This is a genomic window from Glaciecola sp. XM2, from assembly GCF_018595715.1.
In the GTDB taxonomy this organism is placed as follows: Bacteria; Pseudomonadota; Gammaproteobacteria; order Enterobacterales; family Alteromonadaceae; genus Glaciecola.
Window position 1 is genome coordinate 52,912 of the sequence record NZ_JAHEOJ010000027.1, and the last position, 18,819, is coordinate 71,730.

The 18,819-nt window shown below is 44.6% G+C and carries 12 protein-coding genes; 10 read left to right on the forward strand and 2 right to left on the reverse strand.

Annotated elements, in window-relative coordinates; genetic code table 11:
• Positions 1-48: 48 nt before the first annotated feature.
• The 3 genes from KJ365_RS15055 to KJ365_RS15065 all read left to right on the forward strand — a co-directional run bounded on the left by KJ365_RS15055 (position 49) and on the right by KJ365_RS15065 (position 5,160).
• A complete protein-coding gene (locus tag KJ365_RS15055; protein ID WP_214452504.1) occupies positions 49-2,583 on the forward strand; it encodes a TonB-dependent receptor in 2,535 nt (844 codons plus the stop codon).
• A 134-nt stretch (positions 2,584-2,717) separates the two neighbouring features.
• Complete coding sequence (locus KJ365_RS15060; RefSeq protein WP_250884277.1) at positions 2,718-3,845, forward strand: adenylate/guanylate cyclase domain-containing protein; 1,128 nt, start codon at positions 2,718-2,720, stop codon at positions 3,843-3,845.
• 145 nt (positions 3,846-3,990) lie between these two features.
• A complete protein-coding gene (locus KJ365_RS15065) occupies positions 3,991-5,160 on the forward strand; it encodes an HDOD domain-containing protein (RefSeq protein WP_214452505.1) in 1,170 nt (389 codons plus the stop codon).
• A gap of 74 nt (positions 5,161-5,234) precedes the next feature.
• On the opposite strand, the gene gorA is transcribed toward KJ365_RS15065, so the two are convergent.
• Complete coding sequence (gorA, locus tag KJ365_RS15070) at positions 5,235-6,593, reverse strand: glutathione-disulfide reductase (protein ID WP_214452506.1); 1,359 nt, start codon at positions 6,591-6,593, stop codon at positions 5,235-5,237.
• Between the two features lie 247 nt (positions 6,594-6,840).
• Here gorA and prlC point away from each other — a divergent pair, with 247 nt between their 5' ends.
• The 7 genes from prlC (at position 6,841) to KJ365_RS15105 (ending at position 17,269) form a co-directional block, all read left to right on the forward strand.
• Positions 6,841-8,907, forward strand: coding sequence for an oligopeptidase A (gene prlC / locus KJ365_RS15075; protein WP_214452507.1), 2,067 nt, complete (start codon positions 6,841-6,843; stop codon positions 8,905-8,907).
• Positions 8,908-8,910: 3 nt separating this feature from the next.
• A complete protein-coding gene (locus tag KJ365_RS15080) occupies positions 8,911-9,612 on the forward strand; it encodes a DNA-3-methyladenine glycosylase I (RefSeq protein WP_214452508.1) in 702 nt (233 codons plus the stop codon).
• 175 nt (positions 9,613-9,787) lie between these two features.
• The gene (ubiE, locus tag KJ365_RS15085; protein ID WP_214452509.1) at positions 9,788-10,570 is read left to right on the forward strand and encodes a bifunctional demethylmenaquinone methyltransferase/2-methoxy-6-polyprenyl-1,4-benzoquinol methylase UbiE; all 783 of its coding nucleotides are present in this window, start codon (positions 9,788-9,790) and stop codon (positions 10,568-10,570) included.
• A complete protein-coding gene (locus KJ365_RS15090) occupies positions 10,571-11,215 on the forward strand; it encodes a ubiquinone biosynthesis accessory factor UbiJ (protein ID WP_214452510.1) in 645 nt (214 codons plus the stop codon).
• Positions 11,212-12,843, forward strand: coding sequence for a ubiquinone biosynthesis regulatory protein kinase UbiB (gene ubiB, locus KJ365_RS15095; protein WP_214452511.1), 1,632 nt, complete (start codon positions 11,212-11,214; stop codon positions 12,841-12,843). Before KJ365_RS15090 ends, ubiB begins: the two co-directional genes overlap by 4 nt.
• Before the next feature lie 138 nt (positions 12,844-12,981).
• Entirely contained in the window at positions 12,982-13,563 is a 582-nt protein-coding gene (locus KJ365_RS15100) for a hypothetical protein (RefSeq protein WP_214452512.1), read from the forward strand.
• A gap of 361 nt (positions 13,564-13,924) precedes the next feature.
• Positions 13,925-17,269 (forward strand): TonB-dependent receptor domain-containing protein, encoded by a 3,345-nt coding sequence (locus KJ365_RS15105; protein ID WP_250884278.1) that lies wholly within the window; start codon positions 13,925-13,927, stop codon positions 17,267-17,269.
• Positions 17,270-17,384: 115 nt separating this feature from the next.
• Here the strand turns inward: KJ365_RS15105 and KJ365_RS15110 are convergent, their stop codons facing one another.
• Positions 17,385-18,815 (reverse strand): Ppx/GppA phosphatase family protein, encoded by a 1,431-nt coding sequence (locus KJ365_RS15110; protein ID WP_250884282.1) that lies wholly within the window; start codon positions 18,813-18,815, stop codon positions 17,385-17,387.
• Between the last annotated feature and the right edge of the window lie 4 nt (positions 18,816-18,819).

Genomic DNA, 18,819 nt, shown 5'->3' on the forward strand with positions numbered 1-18,819 from the left:
GTTATATTATAACGTTCACAAATTAACGTAATAACATAACAAGAAACTATGAAACGGACGACTCTCTCAAGCTTACTTTTACTCACACCCTCACTTTTACTTGCTAATACCATTACGGGCACTGTAGTTGATCAAATGGGCAACACGGTCAGTTCTGGTGAAGTTCAGATTATGGGCACAAACAAACGTGTTCCTATCGGTAGCGATGGTAGTTTCCAATTTGAAAATGTGCGCTTAGGCACAGTCGAACTGCATGTTGCATCCCCCTCGTTTATTCACTCAAGCACATCGGTAGATGTCACAGAAGCGGGTGTAAGTGATCTTGCGATTAAAGTTACCAGCTCAAGCATTGAAGTGTTTGATGTTACCGCAAGTGCATTTCATGCGTCTAACATTGAGTCAGCTGCGCCGGTAACTGTGCTTGCAGGCGACCGTCTTAATCGTAAGCAAGCCGCAACACTTGGTGACACTTTGCGCGACGAAGTGGGCGTGCATAGCAGTGCACACGGCGGTGTGGTAAGTACGCCAATTATTCGTGGTTTAGATGGGCCTAGAGTGCTCATCACTCAGAACGGTCTTGATTCATCTGACGCGTCAAGAATAGGCCCTGATCACTTGGTCGCAACCGAAACATCGTCTGCACAACAGATTGAAGTGTTACGTGGCCCAGCTACGCTGTTTTATGGCAGCGGAGCAATCGGCGGCGTGGTCAATATCGTAGACCAACGTGTGCCAGATAATACTAACTCTGAAGGTGAGCTTGCGCTTACTCGTAACAGCGTGAATGCTGAAGAGGCAGTCTCAGGTTTTGTGAAAGGCGGCGTGGGTGATTTCGCATTCAATTTCCAAGGATTCTACCGTGATGCAGATGATTATCGCATTCCTGGCTTTGCAGAAAGTGAAGAAGCGCATAGCGATGAGCATGGACACGACGATGAACACGGGCATGACGAAGAACATGAAATGGGCAGTGAGGGCGTTGTAGAAAGTTCTCAATATCGCAATCAAGGCTTCACGCTCGGTTCGAGTTATGTGTTTGACCAAGGTCATATTGGCTTCTCGGTAGAACATTTGTCGTCGTTATATGGTATCCCAGGCCATGCACACGAAGATGAACATGAAGAAGAGCACGAAGAAGAAGGTCACGATCATGATGAAGAAGCTGGTGAAGAGGTTGTTGCTGATCTTAACCAAAATCGTTATCAGTTAAGTGGCGCACTTCAGTTTGATACAGACGTAATAAGCGCACTTAATTTTGGTGTGGCGTACACCGACTATGTGCATGTAGAAATCGAAAACGGTGAGCCTGGCACACGCTTTACCAATAACACCTTTGAAACTCGCATGGAGCTTATTCACCAGCCTTTAAATGGGTGGAGAGGTGGACTCAGCTTCCATACTAAATTAAGCGATTTTGCTGCAGTGGGTGAAGAAGCGTTTACTCCAGCGTCTGATACTCGTATGTTTGGTTTGGGTTTGATTGAAGAGAAGCACTTTGGTGATGTGCTAGTACAACTTGGAGCGCGCGTAGAACGAGTTGAGATTGACGTTCCCGCTATTTTCGAACCTGAGCTAGAAGTGCATGAGCATGATGAAGCACATGACGACGATATGATGCACGATGACCACGCACACGAAGAGCATGACCATGAACACGGTGGCATGGAGTCGGTATCCCTTGATTTTACTCCCGTAAGCCTTTCTGCTGGTGCAGTTTGGGACTTTGCTGATGGCTATAATCTTGGCTTATCATACATTTATGCGCAGCGTGCGCCTTCTGCCGCTGAGCTATTTAGCTTCGGGCCGCATATTGGTACGCAAACGTATGAAATTGGCGCGCTGTATCAACTTGATGGTGAAGAGTTTGAAGTAGGTAACGCAGACTTTGATTTAGAAACGTCTAACAACTTCGATATTAGTTTGCGTAAATTTGCAGGCGATGTCGGCTTTGTGGTTAACGTGTTCTACAACCAAATCGATAACTATTATTATGGAGCTGAGACGGGTCTATTTGCGGAGTTTGAGCATGCGCATGACGAAGAACATGAGCATGAAGAAGAACATATGGATGAGATGCACGCCGGTGTGGATGAGCATGATCATGAAGAGGGTCACTCAGACGAACTTCCGGTTGTCACGTTTATAGCATCTGACGCTACGCTCTACGGCGCAGAATTTCAGGTAAATTGGCAAGCGACTGATGCACTTAAGTTCCTTACCCAAGGAGATATCATTCGTACTAAGGTCGACACTGCCTCAGGCTCAAACGATCTCCCGCGCACACCGCCTGCAAGACTGACATTTGGTGCTGAATATGAACTCGCAAACTGGTTCATCGATGCGCAAGTAATGCACGTATTTGACCAAGATGACGTAGGAGACTTTGAAACATCTACCGACGGTTACACTATGGTAGACGCGAATATCTCATACTTTACTAGCATTAAAGGATATGACATTGAAGTGTTTGCTCGCGGTCGCAATCTAACCGACGAAGAAGCGCGCGTGCATACCTCTTACTTGAAAGACCTAGCACCACTACCAGGGCGTTCAGTAATGCTAGGTGTACGAGCTAATTTCTAGAAAGTAGAAATAAATCAATAGTTTTGATTGTAGGTCGTGACATATTAAATTAATCTATGAATAAGGAGAGCCTTTGTAAGCTAATAATGCTCACAAAGGCTCATAGATTTTAAGTGGATTAAAAAACAACCTACATGTCCTTAGTTCATCTCACCATTGTTGTAATTATCTTATTGACCCTTGTTCTCGGGGTGATGACCTATGTTATTGTGCGCTTGCGCCACCGTTTGAAGATGCTCACGCGAAACATGCTGGGTAATCTGCCGCAGCTACACAGTGAATCCTCTGATGAGCAAACAGACGAGCAAGCAGAAGACCGACGTAAAGTTGAAGACAGACGCTTTGTAGACAAAGCGGATGAAGCTCAACGCCTCATTAAGACATTTCAAAAGTTTGTTCCCAAGCAGTTTGTTGATCATATTAAAGGGCAAGACGCCAGCACCATCGAGCTAGGTAAAGCCGCCGCAGATGAAGTGGCTATTTTATTTTGTGATATTCGCGGGTTTACCGGCCTTTCAGAGCGTATGCAGCCCCATGAGTTAATGAAGTTTTTGAATTCTTATTTCTTGCGAATGAACGATGCAATTCATCAAAATAATGGTTTTATTGATAAATTTATTGGTGATGCCATCATGGCCTTGTTCGACCATCCAGGTGGCAACAACTCAAACAAAGCCTTAGATTCCATTCGCGCAGCCATAGACTTGCACGCTGCCCTTGCGATGTACAATCAGCAGCGAGAGAGTGTGGACTACCCGCCGGTAGAAATTGGTGTGGGCGTGCACTTTGGCCCTGTTATTATTGGCACCGTGGGTTGTGATGATCGTATGGATACCACGGTGATTGGCGACAGCGTGAACATTTCATATCGCCTCGAGTCGTTGGCGCCAAAATATGACGCAGATATCATTGTAAGTAGTCAACTACTTGATCAATTAACCATTGACTCAAAAACAGAAATTGCATATCGATTTGTAGACTTTGTGCGCGTTAAAGGGCGCAAAGAGCCTATCGAAGTGTATGAAATACTAAACCACCTTCCCAAAGACATCCAATTGTCTCGTTATAAAACGGGCTCTATGATTCAGCAAGGTGTTGAATATCGTAAGAATAAAGACTGGAAGAGTGCCATGAAGTGCTTCCATGGTGCGCTTATGATCGACCCGGAAGATAGCCTTGTTATCCATCATATGGAACAGTGTCACCGAATGAGAATTGCCGACTTGGCAGGTTCTTCGGATGGCGCATTAAATATGATATAGAAATATCCAAATCCGCCGATAACCTCCTTAGTAATTGTCGTGTGCGGCACTTATTCACCCTCAGTATAAAAACACATACCTTCGTGTAATATTGCGTGTGATATAAGTCTGCTTGATGTTTTAACACACAACCTAAGAATCGCGAATGGACATAAATATTATACTTATTCCTGTTGTCATCATTTTAGTAGTGGTGCTATTGGTATGGCGTCTGAGAGCCTCAAGCCAAAATAAGGACTATTCGAATACATTATTAAAAGTGCGTAAAAAACGTCAGGGTAGTATTTATTCGAATATACAACCTACTAATAAAATAGTGGATGCTGTTTCTAAAAAGACTCCTGAAAGCGTTAAGGCTGAGCCAGCGCCGGCACCGCCTGAAGATTTTATGGAAATTGCGCTTACCTCATATGCAAGCTATCAACAGACCGTAAAAGCACAAACTGAATTTCAGAGCTTAAGAAAGCCTCACCCCCTGCTTATGTCCCTTAGTCGGAGCATTACCGATGCCCAAGAGCTGATCAATATTATTAAGGGTGATCCAGAATTAGTTGCCAAAGTGTTAAACATGGCCAACTCGCCTTTCTTTGGTTTGCGCAAGCCCATTACAGACATAAACCATGCGGTTATTTACCTTGGTATAGCCCAGGTTAAAAACCTCGCGACTCAATTTGCCATCTCGCAAAGCTTTGAATTTTCAAGCCAGTCTCAACAAGACGCCTACGACAAAATCTGGAAAACCAGCTTTATTGCAAGCTCACTGGCGCTATTGATTGCCAGAGAAGCGGATTTAGAAAACCCTTCGGCCTTGTCTACGCGTTGTTTGTTAGGCTATCTAGGGGATATCGCGATGCTTTCAAAAGAGCCGCAGGTCGCCAACTTATATTTGCCCACCATGACCTTTTACAAACGTGTGCGCGCTATGCAAGCTATGCTAAATACCAATGCTGCAGCAATGGGGGGCGTGTTCGCGCAGCATTTGCAGCTGCCTAGTGAGATACACGTAGGCATTGGTTTAGGCTATCAGTGCATGACAAACGATTGGGAAGGCATCGATATCACGATTGAAGAAAAGCGCGATATCATATTTTGTTATGCGGTGAGTAGAATGGCAGAGTTTGTTGTGCTGGAAAACGATGCAGATTATCTTAAAGCACCTAGTCTCGACTATGAGCGTGTGCATCGCCCAGAGTTATTTCAACTATCACAACAATTAAAAGACACCGGCATTGCGGGTATTGAAAAAGTCATTGCAAGTGCGCAGTTTAAAGCAAAATCTGCCGACATGATCGCAAATTTACAGTACGCATTTTAGTAGCAGTTTTAAGGCTAAACGTCATATTTTAAAGCCCCGCCGAAACGCGGGGCTTTTGCATGTTAGGGGCTGCCCTACATAGTGACAAATTCCTCACCAGATGTTGGGTGTATTGCAACGCAGCTATCAAAGTCAGCTTTTGTTGCGCCCATTTTCATGGCAACTCCAAAGCCCTGTAAGATTTCATCCATACCAAAACCAATGCCGTGTAATCCTACTACGGTTTCTTCAGGCCCCGCGCACACTAGCTTCATTTTCGTCGCTTGGCGATGTTGCGTAACTGCGGTGTACATCGCGGCAAAGCTTGAGTTGTAGACTTTTATGTTATCTTGTCCATATGCTTCAACAGCCTCTTTTTCACTAAGACCCATAGTGCCGATGGCTGGGTGACTGAATACCACCGTAGGAATATTGGTGTAGTCCATTTTGGCATTATGCATACCGTTAAAGAGGCGTTCTGAGAGCAGTCTGCCGGCTTTTACGGCCACCGGGGTGAGTTCTACTTTTCCAATGTTATCGCCCACCGCATATATGTGCTTTGCTTTCGTATTTTGAAACTCGTCCACTTTGATATATCCGCGCTCATCTACCTCAACATCAGTATTTTCTAGCGCAATTTTATCGTTTGCTGGTTGACGTCCAATAGCCCAAATGAGCACGTCAGCTTCTAGTTTGCGCTCGCCATTGAGTTGAATATCTAAACTACCATCCGCTAATTTAGTGATGCTTTCTACTTCGGTAAATGGATGCAGCTTAGGTCCATCCTCTTCCATCATTTCAACGAGTGTATCGCTAAGCATATCGTCAAACGCGCGCAGTGGTTTTTCGCGTCTAACGAGCAAGTGCGTTTCGGTGCCTAACGAATGCAATACGCCAGCAAGTTCAACAGCAATGTAGCCGGCACCAACCACGACAACTCGTTTAGGTTGTTCATTAAGTGCAAAGAAGCCATCTGAATCGATACCTAACTCTGCGCCAGGTACGGGCGGCTTAATGGGGCGGCCGCCAACGGCAATGGTGATATGGTCGGCGGTATAGGTTACGCCATCTACATCAAGCGTGTTGTTGTCGATAAATTTAGCAAACCCGTTGATGAGGGTGACATTGTTGTTGCCCAATACGCGATCATAAGATTGGTGGATGCGGTCAATGTAGGCATCACGACTTTTCACCAAAGTCTTCCAATCGAATTGCTTTACGTTGACATCAAAACCATAGTCGGGCGCATACTTGTGAATCGCTTCGGCAACTTGTGCGCCAAACCACATTGCTTTTTTAGGTACGCAACCAACATTGACGCAGGTTCCACCGATAGCCTTCGCCTCAATAATTGCGACTTTTTTACCGTAGCGTGAGGCTCTATTTGCCGATGCAATACCGCCGCTGCCGCCGCCAATACATATGTAGTCAAAGTGGTTGTTTGAAGTTGTCATGAGTTTCCGTTTTATGTAGTTAATCTAAATTTCTTTGGGCTATGCCAATAAGACCGAGAGTTTGGGGTAATATTTCATAATATTGCACGTTGTGGGTAAAAGCACACATACGCATTCGGGTAAAATAGTTATTTTAGCCTTGTGTTTTATTAATCTTCACCCCACCTATTACCGTAACAATATTCTACAACGATTTCGCCTGTTAGTGCGCTTTGTTATTTCACGCTTCATGCAATAAGGTTTCTTTATGATAAACAGCATTTCTGCTCAAGCCTCTATGGTTGATTTAGCCAACCTCCCACAGTTTAGCCAAATATCCACAAATAGCATTGTTGAATCGGTGCAAACGGCGATTGCTAAATGTAAAGACACAGTTGAACAAGCAGTGAGCGATGGGGAAATCAGTTACGAAAACTTAGTGTCTAAGCTTGAGCAAGCAGACGATGAGCTTAGCCAGCTTTGGTCGCCTATCGGACATATGAACTCTGTCGTCAGCAACGACGATTTGCGCGCGGCTCACGATGCATGTTTGCCTTTATTGTCTGAATATAGCACTTACCTAGGTCAGCATGAAAAGCTTTGCGCTTTATATCAAGCTTTGCAAAAAAGCCCAGCGTATGATGCCTTGTCGATGGCGCAAAAGAAGGTAGTAGATAATGCCGTGAGAGACTTTACCCTGTCGGGCGTGGCATTGCCTCAGGAAAAAAAGACGAGGTTTGCGGCGATTAGAAGTGAGCTATCTGACTTGTCTTCGCAATTTTCGAACAACGTAATGGATGCAACACTCGATTTTACCAAGCACGTTACCGATGAAGCACAATTGTCGGGTTTGCCAGATTCGGCAAAAGCAGCGGCACGCCAAGCAGCAGAGCAAAAATCTTTGGAAGGGTATTTATTTACGCTCGATATTCCTAGTTACCTTCCCATCGCTATGTATGCAGATGATCGCAAGCTACGCGAAGAAATGTATCGCGCCTACAGCACTCGAGCATCAGAGCTCGATAGCACCGAGGGTAAGTTTGATAACACCGACAATATTAAAAAGACACTCCAACTGCGTTATGAAATGGCGCAGCTTTTAGGCTTTGATAGCTATGCGCAATATTCACTTGCCACAAAAATGGCCGAGAGCCCCGAGCAAGTCACCGGGTTCTTGCGTGACCTAGCTAAGCGTTCTAAGCCTCAAGCACAGCAAGATGTGGAAGAGTTAAGAGCGTTTGCCCTTCAAGAGTATGGTGTATCGACGCTTGAGGCGTGGGACTACAGTTATTATTCAGAAAAACTCAAGCAGCAAAAATATGCGGTCTCTGACGAGCAACTGCGCCCGTATTTTCCTGAAGATAAGGTATTGAGCGGATTGTTTGAGGTTGTAACGCGTTTGTATTCCTTAAACATAGTGGAAGTTACTGGTGTAGATACCTGGCACAAAGATGTACGTTTTTTTGAAATTCGTGATGAGGCGGGTGAGCTTCGCGGTAGCTTCTACCTTGACTTATATGCTCGTGAGAAAAAGCGAGGCGGAGCGTGGATGGATGAGTGTCGTGTAAAACGCACAAACCTTAACGGGGAAGTGCAATCTCCTGTGGCATTTTTAACGTGTAACTTTAATGCGCCGGTAGGTGATAAACCTGCGCTGTTTACTCATGATGAGGTGGTAACGCTGTTCCATGAGTTTGGTCACGGCATTCATCATATGCTCACAAAAGTCACAGTCGGTGGTGTATCAGGTATCAATGGTGTGCCGTGGGATGCGGTTGAACTACCCAGTCAATTTTTAGAAAATTGGTGCTGGGAGCCCCAAGCCCTAGCGTTCATTTCAGGCCACTTTGAGACCGGTGAGCCTTTACCGCAAGATTTACTCGATAAAATGCTAGCTGCCAGAAACTTTCAATCTGCTATGCAAATGGTGCGTCAACTAGAGTTCAGTTTGTTCGACTTTGAGTTGCATCGTTTGCCGTCGGACCAAGCAGATGTGCAAAAGGTGTTAAACGAGGTGCGCGATGAAGTATCGGTGATTAAACCACCTTTATTCAATCGGTTCCAAAATAGCTTCGGCCATATCTTTGCCGGTGGGTATGCAGCGGGCTACTACAGTTATAAATGGGCCGAAGTACTATCTTCTGATGCCTTCTCCCGATTTGAAGAAGAGGGCATTTTTAATTCGCATGTAGGGCAAAGCTTTTTACAGAATGTATTAGAGCAAGGCGGCTCTCAAGAGCCTATGGCCTTGTTTGTTGCGTTTAGAGGCAGAGAGCCTAATATCGATGCGCTTTTGCGTCACAGCGGCATTAACCCAGATGCACAGGCTGCATAAGTAATGGGTTTGGAGCATTTTGACGCCATTTATCAAAGAGCAGTCGAGCGTAAAGGTAGTGTGGAAATGGTGGAGTCACTACTATCTACACCCTTAACGCATACACAATTACTCGTAATTACCGACGATCGGTTTTTGGCGGAGTTCACCAAAAAAGTGTTTCAATCTGGCTTTGTATGGCGCGTTGTGCGTCAAAAGTGGCCCGACTTTGAAGACGTGTTTTGGCAGTTTGATATCGACAAATTATTGTTGATGCCAGATGAGATGGTTGAGAAAAAAGCCACCGACCCTAAAATTATTCGTAATTTATCGAAAGTCCGTACGATTCGAGAAAACGCGCTGATGATCAAAGAAGTGTCCAACGAGCATGGTTCATTTGCCGCGTTCGTTGCTAATTGGGACCCACAAAATGTCGTCGGTTTATGGGATGAGCTAAAGCAGCGCGGCACCCGTCTAGGTGGCAACACTGGGCCTTACGCACTGAGGTTTTTGGGAGTCGATACGTTTTTATTATCACGAGATATTGAGGCTTACTTCACGCAGTATAAAATCATTTCAGGTTCATGCCGGTCTAAACGCAGCTTGCGCGCAATTCAAGATGCTTTTAATACTTGGCGCAAACAAAGCGGCCGCTCTTTAACCGAAATATCCCAAATTCTTGCTTATAGCTCTGGTGATAACTACGTCGGTTTGCAGGTAAGCTAATCAAGTATTGTGTAAAAATGAATGCTTTTCCCAAATAAGCACAGGCATGCCTGTGCGCTGCGGCTCACTTCTCAATAGGATTTACGCGTAAGCCGTTAATTAATGTTCGCTAACGTTTAATATGCCTTGTAATTAGGCTACACTAAACAGCATCAAATCAATGAGTTATTTTCTTATGAGTACCGATAGCGCACGCAGCGCAGAGCCAACATCTGAGCAAGAAAAAACAGACTTTGGGTTTACGCAGGTCGATAAATCTGAAAAAGTCGCGATGGTGGCAGATGTTTTTCACTCTGTTGCCGCAAAATACGACGTGATGAACGACTTGATGTCGCTGGGTATTCATCGTTTATGGAAGCGCTATACCATCGATTGCAGCGGCGTAAAGGCTGGGCAACGTGTATTGGATCTCGCCGGCGGCACCGGTGATTTGGCCGCAAAATTTAGCCGCATTGTGGGTAAAACCGGTCAAGTAGTGCTGGCCGACATCAACCACTCCATGCTCATGGTGGGTAAAGAAAAGCTCACGAATATGGGCATTGTCGGCAACATCGATTATGTACAAGCGAATGCAGAGAATTTACCCTTCCCAGATAATCATTTTGATTTAATTACCATTGCCTTTGGTTTGCGCAATGTCACCGACAAGTCGGCTGCCCTTGCATCTATGTTCAGAGTGCTCAAGCCAGGTGGTCGTTTGTTGGTGTTGGAGTTTTCAAAACCTACAAGCGAAGCGTTGAGTAAAGTCTACGATACCTACTCTTTTCACGTGTTACCCAAGATGGGCCAGTTAGTGGCAAATGATGCGGACAGCTATCGCTATTTGGCAGAATCTATTCGTATGCATCCTGACCAAGAAACACTGGAACAGATGATGAAAGACGTAGGTTTTGAACAAACTAGCTACCATAATTTGACAGGTGGCATTGTGGCGCTACACAGAGGATTTAAATTTTAAATGCCTGCTTATCAAGCGCTCACAGGCTTAATCGAAACCGCTATTAACCAAGCGTTAGAGATTTCATTAAACGCCGCTGAGCTTTTGGCACCATTAGACGCAAAGCGCTGTATTGTGTTTTTGCAGGAGTTTGACCTCACGTTAGCGTTTCAATTCTCGGGGCAACGCGTCGACGTGTTAAGTTTACCTGCATATGATGAAGATGCACTAGATGCGCTTGCAGACGACGAAGCGTTTATCAGCGTGTCATTGTTTGCTTTGCCAGAGCTTAAAAAAACCAGTCAATTGACCAAACTGATCAAGCAAAACAAGCTGGATTTCTATGGTGATCTTGCCGTCGTGCAAAAATTCTCTCAGCTTCTTAGCGATATTGAGTTTGATTTTGAAGAAACATTGTCGGCTTATATTGGCGATGCTGGTGCCTATACCCTCATCAAGCAGAGTAAGCTTTTGAAGGCGCATGCTAAGCAACAGCACGAACTGCTTATGAATATGCTAAAAGACGCAGCATTAGAAGAAAAGCCTATTGCGGTGCGGCCAATAATGGTGGCTAACTTTGTAGACGAAGTACGTCAATTGAAAACCGACACTGAGCGGCTTGAAGCAAGGATAAACATGATAATTGAACGCAGGAATGCTAAATGAAGCTTCGTCGTATTTATCGTATTGGTAGCGTGCTATTAGAGCATGGTCTTGATGAACTTATCCCTAAGCGCTTTCGACCCTGGTATTTCAGATGGTGGCGCAAGACCGCGTTTTGGTTGCCCAATAAGCACAAAGGCGAGAGTGCTGGCCGCAGATTACGTTTAGCATTAGAAAAGCTTGGCCCGGTGTATATTAAATTTGGTCAGATGTTATCTACGCGTCGAGATTTGCTTTCTCCCGAGATTGCCAGCGAATTAAAGGTCTTGCAGGATAAAGTGCCACCCTTTGATTCAGAGCAAGCACAAGAAATTATCAAGGTCGCATTAGGCATAGAGAGCCTTGATGAAATATTCGATGAATTTGATCCACAGCCTCTAGCCTCAGCATCTGTTGCGCAAGTGCATACTGCTCGGCTGCGCGAGGAAGACCAAGAAGTTGTCATCAAAGTATTACGCCCTAATATCAAGCAAACAATAGAAGACGACGTAGATATATTGTCATCTGTCGCCAAGGTCGTGCAGCGCTGGATACCAGATGGCAAGCGCTTGCGTCCGGTAGAGGTGGTCAGAGAGTACCGCCGTACTATCTTGGATGAGCTAGACTTGCTCAGAGAAGCCGCAAACGGGATTCAAATTAGACGGAATTTTGAGAATTCTAAAGCGCTATACGTGCCCCATTTTTACAGCGAGTACTGTACCAAACAAGTCATTGTGCTCGAACGCATATATGGAATTCCAGTCTCGGATGTTGAGGCGCTAGCTGCTCAAAACACCAATTTTAAATTGCTTGCGGAGCGCGGCGTTGAGCTTTTCTTCACGCAAGTGTTCCGAGACAGCTTTTTCCATGCTGACATGCACCCCGGTAACATATTTGTGTCTAGAGAACATCCTGAAGATCCAAAGTATATCGGTATCGACTTTGGCATTGTGGGTACCTTAAACAAAGAAGATAAACGTTATTTAGCTGAAAATTTCATTGCGTTCTTTAATCGCGACTATCGTAAAGTTGCCCAGTTGCATGTGGATTCCGGATGGGTGCCTGCTGATATCAATATCGATGATTTTGAAATGGGTATACGCACCGTATGTGAGCCCATTTTTCAAAAGCCCTTGGCTGAGATCTCTTTTGGGAATGTGTTGATGCAACTGTTTGCAACTGCTCGACGATTTGATATGGAAGTACAGCCACAACTGGTGTTGCTGCAAAAGACCTTGCTATATATAGAAGGTCTTGGTCGCCAGTTGTACCCACAGCTAGATTTGTGGAAGACTGCCAAACCGTTTTTAGAAAACTGGATGAAAGATCAAATCGGTCCAAAGGCGATGTACAATCAAATCAAAGAAAACTTGCCTTTTTGGAGTGAAAAGCTCCCAGAAATGCCAGACTTGTTGTTTGACACGATGCGCCAAATGCGCCAGCTCCCACTACAAATGCAACAACAACATAAAGAGGCGATGGAGCATGCGGCTAAGCTTCAGAAGTCGCGCATTACCGGGCATTTGGCTATCGCATTTTCAGTGGGTGCATTGGCAGCTCATATGCTCGGCCATCATGTTGGGTATAGCACACTGCTAGCGATATTGGCACTTTGGTGTTGGCGCCGCTCATTTCGTTTGTTAAAAAAGTGAGACCCATGCAAAGCCTTGGCTGCGTGACGCTGTGAAGATGCGTTCGCATTGCAGATGCTGTCAATACTGTTTATTCTATCGATTGGCGATGTCTCGCCCACAACAATACTCATGATAAGGGTAGGGGAGTAGTAAAAAGTGAAAAGCCAATATATGAAGGCCTTATTTTACAGTGCAGTGATGTTTGCCAGCGCGGCACAACATGTTAATGCACAGACCGTCGCGGATGCGATTGGCAACTGTTCAAAGGAAGAAAATGCACTTAAACGTTTAGTGTGTTTTGATGAAATTGCGAAATCGATTAATCGCTTAGACGGCGCGAATCAAACCATTTCTGAACTTGCAGGTCAAACCCAGAATATACAAAACCAAACAAGCACTGCTCCTAGCGCGCCAGTTGCCCCACCGGTTACCGTTGCCTCAAATGATGCTGAGCAAGAGCAAGTTGACTCATTTGGTCTTGATGAACCTACAGAAGACAAAACATTCTTGGTTGACGGTGAGTTAAATTCAACAATTAAAGAGATAGAGGAACGCACCGCTAGGCGCACACGATTTATATTAGAAAATGGTCAAATTTGGGAATTAGCCGAGAGTACATCCGTTGGCTTGCCTCGCGTCGGCGACAAAATAGTCATACGCGAGAGGGCATTAGGCTCTTACTTTTTGCGAAAGGCTAGCGTTAACCGAAGCTTTCGAGTAAAGCGTGTAGAAAATTAGCGCCTGAGCTTACCCTTAAGTGATATGAACAATGGTGGCTTTAAACTCAATGAGTTAAAAAGCCACGATTTACTGTCTGATTTTATACATTCAAAATACCCCGTTTTTCATCCTTTTTTGGCCACTGTAAACTAAACCTTCCTCCTCAAACCAAAGAAACACGGAAAACTTAGACTTTAGTCACTCATATTCTAAAAAAGCGATAGAAATAAAATGTTACAACCCTTTTACACTTTATTATTTTCTGCTAAGGTCGGATAACTGCCGAAGAGTACAGTGTACACGAAAGATACAACACTTTGGACGGTAACATTAATGGGAAACATAAACCTGGAACAATAACCAGGATCGGAGAAACTCAATGAAAAAATCAAAAATAGCGAAGTCGATCGAGCAGTTGCTGATCGGGTCTATGCTAACTGGTGCTGCTTTAATTGCAGCACCCGCTATGGCACAAGACAATAGCACCGACACAGCAGACACAGAATCCGTTGAAAAAATCAAAGTAACAGGTTCTCGTATCGGTCGTTCAGAGCTTAGCGAAAATTCACCTGTCTTTACTTTTGACGCTGACGAATTAAACGTTCGCGGCTTTACCAACGTTGCCGACTTGCTTGTGCAGTCACCACTATTTGGTGGCAACCAAACGCCACTCGGCGGCCAGAACGGTTTTACTGCTGGCCAGAACAACGTTAACTTATTCGACCTTGGTACCCAACGTACGTTAACGCTAGTTAACGGTCGTCGTTTGGTTACAGGTACTTCTGCTGCCTTAGGTGGTAGCCAAGTTGATTTGAACACTATCCCTGCTGCACTTGTTGAGCGTATAGAAATTGTGCCACTTACTGGTGCTGCAATATACGGCGCGGATGCTATCGCGGGTACTGTAAACATCATCCTTAAAGATGATTACGAAGGATTTGAAATCACTGCTCAGTACGGTGATAACGATAATACTAATGCGAGAAGCTTCCAAGTTAGTACACTTGGCGGTGGTAACTTTGCAGACGGACGAGGAAACATTGTATTCGGTTTAGAATATACTGATGATGCAGGTCTTCTTCAGTGTGAACAACGCTTCTTGTGTGAAGGCAGTAACGACCTTGATAACGCACTAGGCCGCTATGTTGATCTAAACGGCGACGGTCGTCCAGATGACACAAATGGCGATGGCGTAATTGATGCTGGTGACCGTACTTCTGTCCAACTATCTTACCCAGATCTTCAGCTACAGCTATTTACCGAATATGGAGCAGTAACCCCAGGTGGTGGTTTCTTACCAGACCGTGGTTTAGGTCGTTTCCCTGACGGAAATTTCTACGAGTTTACAGAAAATGGTGATATACAAACGTGTCAGCCTGGTCAAGCGGTAGTTAGAAACCTAATTACACAAGGCGCGGGTACGTGTAGTGATGATTTCTTCGACAGTGTTAACCAAATCCGTTCACCTGTTACACGTTTCAACACGTTCTCAGCTTTCTCATTTGACATTACTGACGACATTACCTTCAAGCAAGACTTGTTATATGCAAACACAGAAGGTAGTGAGCTAGTAAACCAAGGTGGCTTCCAAACTGCATTCTTTGGTGGTACATCTGCTGGTATTTCACAAAACATCAATAACCCGTTCTTGTCACAACAAGCACGCGACACATTGTTGAACGCTGGCCTGACTGGTGATACGTTCTCTATCATGCGTTTTAATAACGATATTGTTGGTTTAGGTGCTAACTCGAACGAAACGCACACTTGGCGTGTGTCAAACATTATTGAAGGCTTTTTTGAGCTTGCCGACAGAGAGTGGAACTGGGATGCTGCTGTTGTGGTTGGTAAATCAGACGTTGAGGTAAGAACCACAGGTATTGTTGATGGTCGTTTCTTAAACGCTGTTGATGCTCGTCTAGTCGATGATACATTGCTAGAGCAAATTCGTATTGGTGACCCAGACGATGCTACAGATGACTTAGCTGACCTAGATGCAGCGCTTGCTGCCCTTCAAGGTGCTAACTCAGAGTTCACTGGCACGTTTGACCGCGGTGATATTATTTGTGGTGCTTACGCTGATTTAGCTGCAGGAACACTTTCTGGCTTCAATGACAGAGCAAGAGGGTCTGGTCTTGTAGATGAAGACTTACCGTTCTTGGATGGTTGTGTACCGTTAAATTTATTCGGTAGAACTGCGACTCCAGAGGCACTAGAGTTTATTACTGGTGGTCAGCAAATCGACTCTTCAAGTAACCGACAAGTTGTATACACGTTTAACCTTGGTACTACTTTGGTTGACTTACCTGCTGGTCCATTAGATGTTTTAGTTGGCTATGAGTCACGTATCGAAGCGTCTACATACACTCCAGGTGTTGGTCAGCGCGTACCAATTACTCGTTCAACTATTTCTCAACCAATTTCTGGTGGATTTGATACGTCTGAATACTACTTCGAGTTTGTTGCTCCGTTAGTATCTCAAGATATGGACATCCCGCTAGTGCAATCTTTCGAATTAAGTGGTGCGTACAGAAACCAAGAGTTTAATACAGATGCTCCGCGTGGTTTCTCTGACCGTACAACTGACGAAGATGTATATTCAGCAAGCTTAAAGTGGGATGTGGTTGACGATTTCGCAGTTCGCGCAACATATGCAACTGCTTTTAGAAATCCGTCGATCAACGAGCTGTTCCTTCCAGCGGTACAAACCTTTATTTTAGGTGATGACCCTTGTGATGCACGCTCTGTTGACCAAGGTCCAAACCCATCAGTACGTCGTCAAAACTGTGAATCTATCGGTATTGATACAAGTACATTCGTATCGAATATCCAAGATGGTACGATCCCTGGTGGTACAGTACTTGGTAACCCTGGATTGAATCCTGAGTTAAGTGAAGCTTACTCAGCTGGTTTCATCTTTACGCCTAGCTTTGTTGAGAACCTGCAAATAACGGTTGATTACTACAACCTAGAAATTACAGATTCGATTAACGAAGTTGACTTTGAGACGTTGGCAGCTACTTGCTTTGACTCAAATGCGTTCCCTAATGAGCCAGCGTGTGACAGCTTTGTTCGTGACGAAAATAACCAAGTTATCTCTGCAACTAACCGTTCAGAAAACGTAGCGGTATCAACGTTTGAATCTGTAGCGTTTAACGTATTCTACGGATTTGATGTCGCTGACGCGTTTAACTTCCTTGGTGGAAACAGTGATACTTACATGGGTGAGTTATCTATAAGATCTCAGTCTCAACACAACATCACCAACGAGTTCCAGGCAACTCCGGCATCTGAAGTAACAGAAGATGTAGGTGACTTCGCAGATCCAGATTGGATTGGTACAGTTGATACTAACTATACCTACAACGACTTGCGTATTAACTGGCGTATGCGTTGGCAGAGCAGTGTACTTATCGATGCACTTGAGCAGACATTATATGCTGCTGAGTCAGAGACAAGTACTATCACTGGTCAGCTAGATGATGGAACTGACGTAACTGTATATACAGCAGACGGTCTAACTAATGAGACAGATGCACGTTTCATTCACGACCTAAGCATTAGCTACATTTTGGCTGAAAACACTACTATTCAAGCGAACATCTTGAACGTATTGGACAGAAAGCCAGACGAAGCTAGCCGTATTGCAGACGCTGTTGGTCACTTTGGTGTAGACGAGCAACTAGGTCGTCGTTTCTCTATCCGAGTAAACCACAAGTTCTAAGCCTTTCTTAGAAATACAAATAGCGAGCTTCGGCTCGCTATTTTTTTTGCCTGAGTTTTAAAGAAAGCTAACCGCTATATTTCTATGGAAATTTATCGACGGAGTTTGACCATTATTAGTTTATGGAGAGGCGCCAGCCAGCTTTGTGTTGTAGCCAGCATTCGTGAGTGAGTTCGGTGTAAATGAGGGGATGTAGACGTTTTAAATCCACGCTAAAATTCAACTGCCATTCGTCATCTTCAATACTTAAGTCCACAGCGGGTATCGCATCACCTTTCCTGCGGTTGATGAGTATGATGGTGATACGCAGAATTCGCATTGCGTTTACCAACATCGTTTGAAGGGAAGGCTTATAGTTTTTCAACACAGACAAATCGATATCGAGCCTATGCATTCTTACAAGATCGGTAATCATCATCTGTTGTAACGACGTATATCCAGTGAGCTCAACATGAGAGAGTATGTATGCCCCATGCTCATGATAGGCTTTAAAGCCAATATGCAAGCCAATTTCGTGAAGTGCAGCAGCTGCCGTTGTCACTACTTCCGTATCAAGGTCGCAATACTGAGTGAGCTTGCACATTTGTTGGCACAACCTTGACGAAAGCTTTTTGGCATTCTTGCTTTGTTGCGGGTCGATATGAAAACGAGAAATTAACTGATTTATGCCTTGTTGGCGCCTATCGCTTTTTTGATAATTTTCCAACATACCATACAAGATCCCCTCTCGTAACGCGCCGCCAGATATTTGCATGTTGTTAATGCTTAAGCTTTCGAACAAAGCAATAAGAATGGCTAGCCCGCTTGGAAATATAGCTTGCCGAGCAGGCACTAAACCATCTATCTCAAGGGCTCCTAAGTGACCTGCTTGAATACATTCATCTCTAAGTTGATACAAATAACTTAGTCGAATGGCGTCATTAATGCCTTGTTTAACTAGAATGCTGGTGATTGCTTGCGGTGTCCCAGATGCGCCTAAACACTGCTCCCAGTCAAAACACAGGAACGTATGCTTATGGGCGTCAATTGCTGCATGTGCTTCGCTTACAGCATCCTTAAACCCTCGCTCGGTGATCATGCCGTCCACAAAGAACTTATCCATGAAGGTGACACAACCCATATTTAGGCTAGTCAAATATAGGGGCTGTAAGTCTCGTCCAATAATGATTTCTGTGCTCGCCCCGCCAATATCTATCACAAGGGAGTTACCTTGGTTAGCTGATGTGTAGGCAACCCCTAGATATATTTGCTTGGCCTCTTCCTCTCCACTGATGATATTGACTTTATGACTTAATATTGTCTCTGCAGGGGTTACAAAATCAGGTGCGTTAGATGCTAAGCGAAGTGTTGCTGTCGCGACGATTTTAATATTTTTTGGGGGAATATCTTGGAGCTTTTCAGCAAAGTTTCTTAGGCAAACCAGACCGCGTTCGATACTTTCGTCGCTAAGCACACCGTGTTCATCTAAACCCGCGGCTAGGCGAACCTTTTGCTTGTTTTTACTGACAATCTGAACGCTACCGGCAAGTACGCGCACTATGACCATATGA